This is a genomic window from Pilimelia columellifera subsp. columellifera (genome assembly GCF_039532605.1).
In the GTDB taxonomy this organism is placed as follows: Bacteria; Actinomycetota; Actinomycetes; order Mycobacteriales; family Micromonosporaceae; genus Pilimelia; species Pilimelia columellifera.
The window spans coordinates 1-11,920 of record NZ_BAAARY010000036.1; the positions used below are offsets into that span (position 1 = coordinate 1).

Here is an 11,920-nt window from a genome sequence, read left to right on the forward strand (position 1 = left end):
CGACCTCGGACAGGTCGCCGTCGCGGCGACGACCACCCTTCCAACAGCACAAAGCTAAACAAGATCAAAAAACTGTCTCAGTTGACTTGACAGGTTCCGTGTCGCCACCGACATCACGTCCTGTGATCAGACAGTTGCCTCGAAAGACTCAGTCCAAGCCGTCCGAACCACCGCTACCAGCCCAACCCGACACGGGATTCGCCAGATAGACCGTCACCGCGCGGCGCCGGCTCGTCAGGGGCGAGGAAGAGGGCCCGGCCGGGGCAGAGCGCGATGGCCTCCGCAATGACCGCTTCCTTGCCAGCCGGGACCTGGTCGGTCCGTAGCACGACGGTGCCGTCGGCGTCGTCTTGGTCGAACAGCGTCGCGTCAGTAAGGACGCACTGACCGGCCCCGACGCACCGGCTCAGGTCGGCAACGATCCGCATCCGCTATCCCCCGTCCGTTCACCAGGTGACGGGCAATTCGTGCAGCCCGTAGATGAATGCGTCGTTCTTGAACGGCAGCTCCGTCACGGGGACCGCCAGTTGCAGCCCGGGGATCCGTCGGAAGAGCGTGTCGAGGACGACCTGGAGCTCCATGCGCGCCAGGTTCTGGCCGAGGCACTGGTGGATTCCGTACCCGAATGCGACGTGATGCCGGGCGCCCCGGTCGATGTCGAAGTCATCGGGCCGGGCGAATGCGGATGGGTCTCGGTTGGCGGCGTTACTCAGCGCAAGCACGCCCTCGCCTGCGCGGATCAGTACCCCGCCGATCTCAACGTCAGCGATAGCGACCCGGGAGGTGGCCAGGTCCGCGATCGTGCAGTATCGCAACATCTCCTCCACCGCGGGCAGGGTCAGCGCCGGGTCCCGCCGCAACCGATCGAGCTGCGCCGGATTCTCCAGGAGCAGCGCCGTCCCGAGCGAGATCATGTTGGCCGTCGTTTCATGCCCGGCCACTAGTAGGAGAAACGCCATGCTGACAAGCCCAGGATGGTCGACCTCGCCAGTTTCCCGTTGACGGAGCACCTGGCGGCCGAGCAGATCATCGCCCGGAGCCGCCTCTTTCTGAGCGACCAGCGAGTCGAGGAAGTCGTGCAATTCCTCAAACGCCCGCATCCGCTCGTCGTTGGGGGTCCTCCGTGCGATCATCAGGCTGGTGCGGCTCTGGAAGAAGTCGTGGTCGGCGTACGACACCCCGAGCAGCTCGCAGATCACCAGCGACGGCACCGGCAGGGCCAGGGACCTGACCAGGTCGGCTGGCCGTGGCGCGGTCAGCAGGTCGCTTACGCAGCCGTCGACGATCTCCTGGATGCGCGGCCGCAGCGCTTCCATCCGCCTGACGGTGAATTCGCCCACGACTGCCCGGCGGGCTGGACCATGCTCCGGCGGATCCATGTTGATCAGAGACGGCGCGGTCTCGGTGGTCAGGCGTTCTCCCTTGACCAGGCGGGGAAATTTCTCGCTGGTGCGATCGGAGCTGAACCGAGGGTCGGTCAGCACCGCCCGGACATCGTCGTGTCGGCTGACCGCCCACGCCCAGTCGCCGTTGGGTAAGGGCACCCGAGTGACCGGTTCCTCCTGCCGGAGCCTGTCGTACTCGGGCGGCGGCGCGAACGGGCAGGTGCGAGGGAGCGGGAAAACTGGTTTCGACTGGGCCATCACGTCGGTCACGGGGAGCCTCCAACCTTCTGCCTCCGCCCCCGATTCGTGCGAGCGCGAATTCCACTGGCGACAGCCACGCTACCCACTGGGCACGACAGTCGTCTATGCCACTAGACAACGGACACACGGCGGCGCCTGTTGAGCCGGCACACCTCGGGCGATCCCGCACATCGGCTGCCGATGCCCTTGTGCGTGGCTCCGGAACGCGGTCCTGTGCTGCTCCAACGCCTGCCAACGGACCTCGTCGGCGTAGCATCAATGGATCACCGTGCAGATCATCTCGCCTCCTGACAGTGCTGGATTCAGCTTGTGACGAACTCGGGAATGGGCCCTAATCCTGCTGTCGGGCCGCCCCGCTTCCGCTCGGCGGCCCGTCCGTTAGCAGGGTTCGGCGGTGCCCGCCTCGAACTAGGCGCCCGCCTTGGCCTGACGGCGGTCCACCGGGACGCGCGGCGCCGGCATCCGCGGGGCGGCTGGCAACACGCCCCGAGCTGTTGCGTCAGCGGCTGGCGCGGCCGCGGGCTGGGCGATCAGCGTCCGGCGGGCTGGGTTGCCCGCCCACTGGCTGTACGCGCTGACCTGCTCGCCCTTCATCAGGAACGAGTCCGGCCCGATCACGGCGCCGTCGGCGACGGTGATGCCATAGTGGACGAATGCCCCGACGCCCAACGTGCAGCCCGCGCCGATCGTGGTCCGGTCGGATTTGAACGCGCCGTCCTCGAGCGAGTGTGACTGGATGCCGCTGTTGAGGTTGAGTGTGCAGTCGTCGCCGATGGCGACGAGCGGCCGTTCGGAGATCCAGGCGCCGTCGTCGAAGACCCGCTTGCCGATCTTGACCCCTTGCAGGCGCCAGAGCACGTTCTTGAAGGGGGTGCCGTTGAACGCTTGGGCGTAGGAGTTCGTGGGCGCTTTCCAGAACCGCTCGTGCCACCAGAAGTACGGGTCGTAGATCGAGCAGAACCGCGGGACCATCCGGCCGGTGGCGAGGATCAGGCGCTCGGCGCCCAGGCACACGCCGATCCCGTAGACGAGGGAGAGCAGCAGCGCCAGGGCCAGCACCGGCGGGCCGTACCGGTCCATCAGGTCGACGGCGGCGAGGCTGAGCAGCAGCGTGCCGGTCAGCACCAGCCACCGGACGAGGAGGAACAGCGCCAACGTGACGGCGTTGTGCCGGGTCTTGGCGGCGAGCCGCTGGCGTAGCGTCTCGCCCTCCCTGAAATCGTCGAATGTGGCGTCGCGGGCCACCGACCGCGGGATCTCGAACGCCGGTGAGCCGAGCAGCCCTACCCCGGTCCGGATCGGGCCGTCGATCGGGACCGCCACCTTGGTCGCGAGTAGGCAGTCATCCCCGGTCCGCCCGCCCGCCGGGTAGTGGACGGCGTTGCCGACGAAATTGCGGTCGCCGATCACGGCTTGGCGCAGCCGGAAAGAGGTGGCCGAGAACTCGGCATTGTCCATCGACAGGCCGTCGGAGACCATCGTGCCGGAACCGATCACGGTCAGGTACGGGGTGTCGTGCCGCTGGTCCATGCCGAAGTTCGAGCCGGTCTGCTGCACCCGGCGTAGGTCGTAGCCGAGCAGGCGCAGGAAGGGCACGACGAAGACGCTGTCGCCGAACATCCAGGTGAAGAACCGGCGGTTGGTGAGCCCAGCAACGGCGCGTTGCAGGGCGTAACGGAAGGTGTAGAGCGGATACACCTGGTCCGATCGGACGGCCAGCTGGAGCAGCCGCGGGAGCGTCGTCACGAAGGCCAGGCCCGCGACGATCCCACCGAGAAAGAGCACCGCGGAGGTGATCAGCGTGTCCCGGTAGAACACCCAGGTGGTGATCGCGGTGTGCTGTGGGTGCAGCACGTGACCGACGACGGGCAGTTCCTCGACCAGCGTGGCGAGCAGGGCGATCCCGAGCGAGCCAGTGAGCGCCAGCGTGGTGACGATCTGTGCCAGGCTGTAGCTGACCCGGCGCAACCGGCCACAGCGCGCCGACGGCACAGTGTGGAAATTCGCCGCGGTGGGCTGGCCCGGCGAGCCGTGCCAGCGGGCGCCCGCCGGCACGTGCTGCCCGCGCTGTAGCGACGACGCGTGCCCGAGCTGGGCCCCGTCACCCAGGCCGGTGTCGATGTCGAGGACCGATGCCTGGCCGATGAATGCGTCCCGGCCCAGCGTGACCGGGCCGGTCTGGATCACCCCGGCGTACGCCCGGTAGCCGTTGAGGAACACATCCTTCGAGACCACCGTGCTAGCCCCGACCGTGATCAGGTCCGGGCAGGCGGGCAGGTTGCGGGTGAGGATCAGCGCACCGGGCCCGACCTTCGCGCCGAGCATCCGCAGGTACACGTTGTACAGCGGCGAGCCGATGAACATCAGCATCGGACTCCACCGAATCAGCGTGCGAACCGTCCAGAACCGCAGGTAGGACAGGCCCCACAGCGGGATCTCGCCGGGCCGGAACCGACCGATGAGCAGCCATTTGGCCAGCACAGGCAGCGCGGTGAACGCGCCGAGGACCAGCAGCCCGGCGACCGCCGACCGCAGGTAGACCTCGACCAGCCCGGCGTCCACCACGATCCAGTGGTAGCCGGCGAAGAGTGCGACCGCCATCAGGTAGCCGTACGCGACGAACAGCCCGAGCTGGGCCGCGCCGCAGGCCAGATACCGCGTGGTGCGGTAGCGGCGGTACGGCGGCGCGGGCGTCGGCGCCTGCCGGCCAACGGCCTCGCCCGGCGCCGCCAGCGCGGCGGCCAGCTGCCGGACGGTCGGGTGCTGGTAGACATCGCGCATGGAGACTTCGGCCAGGTCCGTCCGTTCCCGGATTCGGGCGCCGAAACGCGCCAGCAGCAGCGAGTTGGCGCCGAGGTCGGCGAAAAAGTGACTCTCCACCGAGACCCGGTCCATCCCCAGCACCCCGCCGAGCAGGTCGGCCAGGACAGCCTCCCGCTCGTCGGCCGGGGCGACGTGCTCGTGTTGGCCGGCGAGGCTACGCGGGCCGCGCGGCGGCGGCAGCGCCTTGCGGTCGGCCTTGTCGCTGGTCGTCATCGGGATGACGTCGAGCTGTTCGAGGTAGGTCGGCACCATGTACCCGGGCAGGTGGCCGCGCAGCACGTCGTTCACCAGACCGGTGTCCAGGCTCGCCGTGCCTGCGCGCAGGCTGTAGTACGCGACGAGGTCCACCGCGCCGGGCGCGGCCTCGTACGTGTCCACCACGGCCTGCGCGACGCCGGGGATCTCCATCAACACCGACTCGATCTCGGTCAGCTCGATCCGGTAGCCCCGGATCTTGACCTGAGTGTCCAGCCGGCCCAGGTACTCGATCTCCCCGTCCTCGTTGATCCGGCCGAGATCGCCGGTGCGGTAGATGCGCCCGGACGGGTTGCTCGGCAGGCCGACGAAGTCGGGCACGAAGGCGCGGGCGGTCAGGTCGTCTCGGTTGAGGTACCCGGTCGCCAGGCCGACGCCACCGATGCCTATTTCTCCCACTGCGCCCGGCGGCAGCGCCCGCGTCTCGTCTGTGTCGAGGATGACCACGGAGTACGTGGGCAACGGCACGCCCAAGGTGACCGGGCGGCCGGGTTTCAGCGGCGTCCACGTCGCCGTCACGGTCGCCTCGGTCGGGCCGTACACGTTGAGGAATCGGCGGCCGGGGCGGTGCCAGCGGTCGACCAGGTTCTGCGGGCACGCCTCGCCGGAGACGAGAAGGAAACGTAGGTCCGGCAGGTCTTCCTCGACTGTGGCGAGCAGCGTCGGCACGCAGCAGAGGGCGGTGACCCGGCGGCTGCGCAGGAAGTCGTGGAGCTCGTGGCCGAGCAGGCTGGCCCCGCCCGGTTTCGGCACCAGGGTGGCGCCGGCCGCCCAGGCCACCCAGATCTCCTCGACCGAGAAGTCGAACGCGATCGTGAGGCCCTGGTACACCCGGTCGGTCTGGATCACCCCGTACACCTCGTCGGCGACCGCGACGAAGTTGCAGATGCTCGCGTGCGCGATCGCCACGCCCTTGGGCCGGCCGGTGGTGCCGGAGGTGTAGACGATGTAGCACAGCTCGTCGACCGGCTCCCCGCGCTCTGCGGAGCTGAGTCGCCCGGAGGCGCGGGCGGCGATGGCCGCCCGCGCCTCGTCCACGTTGACCGCCGTCACATCGGCGAGCGCAAGGGTGTCCAGCAGGTGCGCCAGAGTGAGCACGGTGCGCACCCCGGCGTCCTGCGCGATGTACGCCACCCGGTCCGCCGGGAAGGCGGCATCGAGCGGGACGTACGCCGCATTGACCTTCAGCACGGCGAGCATGCCGACGTACGCCTGGACCGGTTCGTCGAACAGCAGCCCGATCCGGTCGCCGGCACGCGCCCCGGTGGCGATCAGGTGACGGGCGAGTTGGTTGGCCCGCACGTCCAGCTCGTCGTAGGTCAGCGTCTCGTCGCCGGTGTCGACGGCGAGCTGGTCGGCGTCGCCGTGCTTGCGCAGCCAGTCGCACTTCCGCTCGAACAGGTGCTCCAGCCGTTCGCCCCGCCGCCAGCGGATCGCGTCGTCGTATTCGGGGCAGCGCAGCGCGAGCCCGTTCGCCGTCCAGACCCCGGACAGCGGCTGCTGATCGACGGACGTGGTCATGCGCCAGCCTCGGAGCGCCGCCGGCGGGACAGGCTGGCGCTTGGAGCGCTGCCAACTGGCGCCTCGGCGGTTAGCGACGGGATCGCGGTGCACCGCCCGACGACGTCGACCAGCAGCGTGCAGGCGAGGTCGATCGTCTCAGCGGTGACGTTCAACGGCGGTAGCAGCCGGACGACGCAGTCGTCCCGCCCGCCGACTTCCAGAATCAGTCCCTGACGCAGGGTCTGCGCCTGGACCCGGCGGGCGATGTCGGCGGCAGGCCGTCCGTCTGTCGGGCTGGCCAACTCGACCCCCCACATCAGACCCATTCCGCGTACCTCGCGGACCCACGGGTTGGCCTGTAGCTCGGCGAGCCGCTCAGCGACCTGGCGACCACGCTCGCGGACGTTGCCCAGAATGTCCTGCTCGCGGATGACCTCGATGGCCCGGGTCCCGGCGGCGAACGCCAGCTGGTTGCCGCGGAACGTGCCGGTGTGGGCCCCCGGAGCCCACGTGTCAAGCTTCTCGTCGTACATGATCAACGCCACTGGAAGACCCATCCCGGACAGGCCCTTCGATGCGACGACCACATCCGGCTCGATGCCGTACTGCTCGAACGCGAACCACGTCCCGGTACGCCCGCAGCCGGTCTGCACCTCGTCGACGATCAGCGGGATCTCCAGTTCCCGGGTGAGTTCGCGGACGCGGGTGACGAACTCCCGGTCGGCGGGGATGACCCCGCCCTCGCCTTGGACCAGCTCCATGATCAGGGCCGCTGGTCGGGGAATCCCGCCGTTGGGGTCACGCAGGGTGTTCTCCAGCAGAGCGGCGCAGGCGGCGGCGCTGAGGTCCGGGGGAAGGTTGAGCGGGCAGCGCGATGTGTACGGGAACGGGAAGAAGTGCACGCCCGGCATGCCGTTGGCGATCGGCTGCTTCTGGTCGACCAGCCCGGTGAGCGCCATCGCGGCGTGGCTGCTGCCGTGGAAGCCACCGGAGAACGCGATGACGTCGCCTCGACCGGTGGCCGTCTTGCACAGCTTGATCGCCGCGTCAACGGCGTTCGCCCCAGTCGGGCCGCAGAAGTGGACTCTGGTGCGCGCCCGCATCCCGGGCGGCAGCATCGACAGCTGCGCCGTCAGGAAGGCGTCCTTGGCCGGGGTCGGGAAGTCCAGCCCGTGGGTGAGGTAGGCCAGCTGTGCGGTCACAGCGTCGACCAGCTCAGGCGGGTTGTGCCCAAGTGTGAGGACACCGGCTCCGTTGAGGAAGTCGATGAAGACGTTGCCGTCGACATCGCGCACGTAGCTGCCGGAGGCTTCAGCGATCGCGATCGGTAGCCGTCGCGGGTAGCTGCGGGCGTTCGACTCCCAGCGGTCCTGGCGGGCCAGGAACTCGGCTGAGCGCGGTCCTGGCAGGTTGCCGTCGACGTGCGGGTACGGCGACAACATGGCCAGAGATGGAGCAGTCACTGCAGTCCTCCTGTCTGCTCCCCGCACAGCGGCGCGGGGGCCGCCTACGGGAAGTGGCAAGTAGCGTGGCGAGGTGCCTGCGGACTGTAGGGCTGTCACCTCAGGTATTCATTGGAATCAATCGGCACCTGGCCGTGTCGTGAATCCGACACTGTTCACACTGGACTCATTGGCAAGAGTGTGGTAATGGCACCCGCTCTTGGTTCTCCGGCACGGAAGCCACCGGCGCGATCGACCGGCCGGCGAACACAAGATGGCCGGTAGGCCAAGCGACTTCAGTCACCGGCATCATCTGATATAGGTGATGAACGACGATTTTTCGGAAGTTTGATTTCGTGCATCCTGTGACACCCGGTCGGCAAGCACGGGGCCGTGGGCGGGTCGTTTCGGCAGAGGGTGAACAGACCCCCGAAACTGAAGTATCCGAAATGTGACTTTGAAGTAGAATAAAGTCGGTAGCCATCGAGCACTCTGGCCCAACGCCGATCCGGTCGGCGTTGGTGTAGGCGAGCTTGAGGGGTCCGAAATCCGTCGGACACCACCGCCGCCGGGGCCGTACTCCCGCCCCACGTGCCCGCGTGGCGTGGGGCGGGGACGCCGCTCGTCTACCCGCGCCGCGACGTGGTGGAAGCGATCCGCTACATGGACCGCACCGGCTGCCAGCGAGACGCACTACCGCCGGCTTTCCTCGCCCAAACTGGTTTATCACTACCCTGCGCGGTCGTAGAACCGCAGCGCGCTCACACTGAACCCGCTGGCCGGCGCGGTCTCGCCTATGCTCCGCATCTCCCTCTCCACACTCGGAACCCTGCTGTCTCGACCAGGTTGAGGGTCAAGTCGAGCAGCGAGTCCGGCCCGCCGCCGACTCTCACCGGCTTGCTTCATCCGCCGGTCTCGCACGCGCGCCTAGACGGCCGCACACAGCGCTAGATGATCGATTCCAAGGGATGCGGGCTAGCACGTAGACGCGAGGGCGTCCATGATCGACGTTGCCTAGGAACCATGGATGCCACGTGCATGTCGATCTGGACACCCTCGCGACCGCGCTGTACGTCAGGATCGACGACGAGTTGAAGGCGTCGCCGCAGCTCAACCGGTGGCGGCCGGCGGTCGGGATTACCCCGCGGATCACCGACGCCGAGTTGATCACGGTGTCGGTCATGCAGGCGTTGCTGGGCTACCACAACGAGAGCCGCTGGATCCGCTACGCCCGAGGGCCGATCATTCATCTGTTTCCCGGGCTGCCCAAGCAGCCCGGCGCCCACCCGGGCGCGGTCGTCCTTTGTCACGCCCTGGAGGGCCATGAAGTACGCCAAGTGCCCCGTCAATCCAGTAGCCGACGAGCGCGGTGAGGGCGGTCGCGAAGATCGCGAGAACCCGTCACCCCCACCGAGTGGGTCAACGTCGCCATCGGCGCGGTCTCGGCCGCCGCGGTATTCGCCGCGCCGAACGTGCCTGGCAGCAGGTACACCAAGGTCGATCCTCGCCGTCCTCATGGCGGTGCTGGCGTTCCTGGTTTCGGTGATCGTCGGCGGGATCACCAGCGAGGAGCTGATGCAGATCGCCATCCTCGCCCTCGGCGCGCTTGGCGTGTACGCGACGCCGAACAGTGGGCCGAAGATCATCCCGGCTACAGGGCGAAGCAAAACTCCCAGTACACCCGGATCGCCGTCGGCAACAAGAAGCGCCCCCACCATGGACTCCGGTCCAGGCGGGGGCGCTTCTTGTCGTTGCGGTCAGATGAAGGAGACCACGGTCTCCACCTGCTTGGCCATCGACGGCTTGACCTTCCCCGACACCCGCACCAACACCCGACGGTCCTTGGGCCGGTAGTGCCACTCCTCGCCTAGCGCCGGGGTGTCCTTGAGCGCATCCTGGATGGACTCGGCCCGGGTGTCGGCGTCGGTTTCGGTGGCGAACACCTCGACGACCAGGCCGCGGTCGATGGTGTGTTTCTCGGCTGTTCTGTTTCCGCCTGGCAGGTCCGCTGAGGCGCGGCTGGTGTACCCGCCAGGGCGGCCGAGTTTGTCGTTGGGGTCGGTGTTCTCGTCTTGGGTGGCGCCGGCGATCAGCGGCACGCCGGCTGCGTCGATCTGGTCGACGACACGCTTGGCGGTGGCCGGTGTGGTGTTCGGCGTTGGTGCGGTCGTGGTCGTGGTCGTGGTTGGGGCCGGTTGGGCGGTGTTGGCGGGCTCGGCGTCGCCGCCGCATCCGGTCAGGGCCAGCATGGCGGCGGCGGTGATGGTGATGGCTCGCACGGTGCCTCCGAGGGGTCGAGGGGTCACATCGACAACGAGCGTTTGCCCGGCGGGGTCACACCTTGTCGTACGGGTTCTGCATCTTCGGGCCCGGCAAGTACGGGGTGCGTTCGCCCTTCGGCTGGGACAACGGCCGGGTGCGGTCCCACCGCTGCGTGGTACGCCCGCAATCGACACCGGCCGCAAGCCCCCGCCCGGACGCCATCGTCTGACCGAAGCACGGCTTCGGCCGTCTGACCGCTGAGAAGTTGGTACCGCCTGCGCGAGGTGATCCGCTGATTACTTCATACGCAGGACGCTCCCGCCCCTGAGCGGGGATGACGCAAAGGAGCGCCCCTACCTTGGACTTCGGTCCGGGGTAGGGGCGCGTTTTGTCGTTACCTGAGGTCAACGCAAGCCGAGAACGTACACACTGAGCGCTCCGGCGGCGAGCATCGCTGGGACGACAAGCCACAGCTCGACGCCGGACCCGGTGCGGAACCGCAGCGGGCTCCACATGCCGACCGGCGCCCACCGGCACCCCCGCAGGCGCAACGGCCACAGCAGCGGCACGCGGCTGAATGTGAGGGCGTCGCCCCCGGTGTGGATCAAGCACCCGAGCCCGACGGGCACACCGATCCACCACCAGCCGGCCGGGCCGGGCAGGAACGCAGCCGCCGCCGCGGCGACAAGCCCAGCTCCGAACGCCCCGAACGCGCCCCGCGAGCGGCGACGGAACATGCACCGCACGGAGAGCGCCGCCATCGCCCCCACGACGATCAGGGCTGCGGTTCGCCCGACCGCCCAACCCAGCAGGGACACCAGCAACCCTGCGGCGACCGCGAACGCGAGGGTGTGGGTGATGGCCCGGTGCCCGCCTTTTCGGGTGCAGCAACCGCAAGTCGCATCCCGCAACAAGGTCGCCCCGGCGCTCGTGCCGTACGCGACGAGGCGAGTGAGCGGCCCGAGGGACCGGGCGACCGTCGACCCGGGATGGTCAATGTCGGGCAGCAGGGCAGCCCCGGCGGTAGTCACAGCCCCGACGACGATCGTCGCCGCGGCCGGATCAGCGCCCAGAGCTGATGCGGTGGCGCAGCCGGCCAACCACACCACCGCCCCGCTGACGGCGTGCGAACGGCCCATCATTCGTCGTCGTCCTCGCCCTTGGACTTGTCATCGACGCCGAGGAGCGCGGCGGCTTCCTCAGTCATCATGTAAAACCCACCGTCACTACACAGTAGACGTTCGGTGACGAGCTTCTTAAGGGCGTTCGTCAACGCCCGAGTCTTCACCGCGCTCACGTTCTTCCCGATCTCACCGAACGGCACCGGCCCGCGGTCACCTTCACGCCACCGCTGTCCGAAGAACTCCAAGATCGCCTCCCGGCCGGTCGTCTTCCGCGTCCCCTTGCCACCCCCGCCGGTCACGGCGTCCAGGTTCGGCAACTCCTGTCCCAGGATCTCGGCCAAATCCGTGTCGTCGAACGCCGCCAAGCGGGCCGCCCGCTGTACCCGTACCTTTCCGCCGCGTGTGACGGCAAGCGCAAGCGCGGCCCACGAAGCAAGGAGGGCAAGTGAGCACCGAAACGAAGATCGACGCCCGGCCCGGTCAGGTGTGGAGCAAGGGCGACCGGCTCGCCCTCATCACCGTCGCCCAGCAAGTCGGCGCCGGCGGCACGGCCACCATGCGCGGCGTCGCGGGCAGCACGGCGACCGGGCGCTCCACTCGCGTGAGGCTGATCAACGGGAAGCCCAACGGGTACACCTTCCACCACGAGCTGCCGAAACTGCGATGCGTGGTGCCGGGGAGGCCGGAGGCCCGCCACGGAGCGTACGGTCAGTCATCGATGTGATTCGTGCTAGCCGTTTACACGTTTCCTGCAAATCCATTGTGTTCATTGAGGTGATCTCAACGAGGGTTCGGTAGGTACCGGTATTCGAAGTGGGTGAGGTGGACGGCTGCGCGGACGATGTCGCCGAGGTTTCGGGGGCTG

8 protein-coding genes and 1 pseudogene are annotated in these 11,920 nt (G+C 68.3%); 2 read left to right on the plus strand and 7 right to left on the minus strand.

Translation table 11 applies throughout. The annotated features are described in order from the left end of the window. Positions 1–173 precede the first annotated feature (173 nt). The 4 genes from ABD287_RS17630 to ABD287_RS17645 form a co-directional block, all read right to left on the minus strand. Positions 174–428, minus strand: a complete 255-nt coding sequence (locus tag ABD287_RS17630) for a ferredoxin (RefSeq protein ID WP_344174520.1) — start codon at positions 426–428, stop codon at positions 174–176. Positions 429–446: 18 nt separating this feature from the next. Continuing rightward, entirely contained in the window at positions 447–1,655 is a 1,209-nt protein-coding gene (locus ABD287_RS17635; RefSeq protein ID WP_344174521.1) for a cytochrome P450, read from the minus strand. Between the two features lie 399 nt (positions 1,656–2,054). Beyond that, positions 2,055–6,245 carry a Pls/PosA family non-ribosomal peptide synthetase gene (locus ABD287_RS17640; RefSeq protein ID WP_344174522.1) on the minus strand — a complete coding sequence of 1,397 codons (4,191 nt, stop codon included), beginning with the start codon at positions 6,243–6,245 and terminating at the stop codon, positions 2,055–2,057. After that, entirely contained in the window at positions 6,242–7,690 is a 1,449-nt protein-coding gene (locus ABD287_RS17645; RefSeq protein WP_344174523.1) for an aspartate aminotransferase family protein, read from the minus strand. The genes ABD287_RS17640 and ABD287_RS17645 overlap by 4 nt, the downstream gene beginning before the upstream one ends. Before the next feature lie 1,013 nt (positions 7,691–8,703). Here ABD287_RS17645 and ABD287_RS17650 point away from each other — a divergent pair. Next, positions 8,704–8,949, plus strand: a pseudogene (locus ABD287_RS17650) (IS982 family transposase); the annotation flags it as partial. Between the two features lie 477 nt (positions 8,950–9,426). Here the strand turns inward: ABD287_RS17650 and ABD287_RS17655 are convergent. From ABD287_RS17655 to ABD287_RS17665, 3 genes are all read right to left on the minus strand, one after another. Further along, a complete protein-coding gene (locus ABD287_RS17655; RefSeq protein ID WP_344174528.1) occupies positions 9,427–9,948 on the minus strand; it encodes a hypothetical protein in 522 nt (173 codons plus the stop codon). 387 nt (positions 9,949–10,335) lie between these two features. Further along, entirely contained in the window at positions 10,336–11,073 is a 738-nt protein-coding gene (locus ABD287_RS17660) for a metal-dependent hydrolase (protein WP_344174530.1), read from the minus strand. Continuing rightward, a complete protein-coding gene (locus ABD287_RS17665) occupies positions 11,070–11,420 on the minus strand; it encodes a hypothetical protein (RefSeq protein WP_344174533.1) in 351 nt (116 codons plus the stop codon). The genes ABD287_RS17660 and ABD287_RS17665 overlap by 4 nt, the downstream gene beginning before the upstream one ends. A gap of 80 nt (positions 11,421–11,500) precedes the next feature. Here ABD287_RS17665 and ABD287_RS17670 point away from each other — a divergent pair, with 80 nt between their 5' ends. Next, a complete protein-coding gene (locus ABD287_RS17670) occupies positions 11,501–11,779 on the plus strand; it encodes a hypothetical protein (protein WP_344174535.1) in 279 nt (92 codons plus the stop codon). Positions 11,780–11,920: the final 141 nt, after the last annotated feature.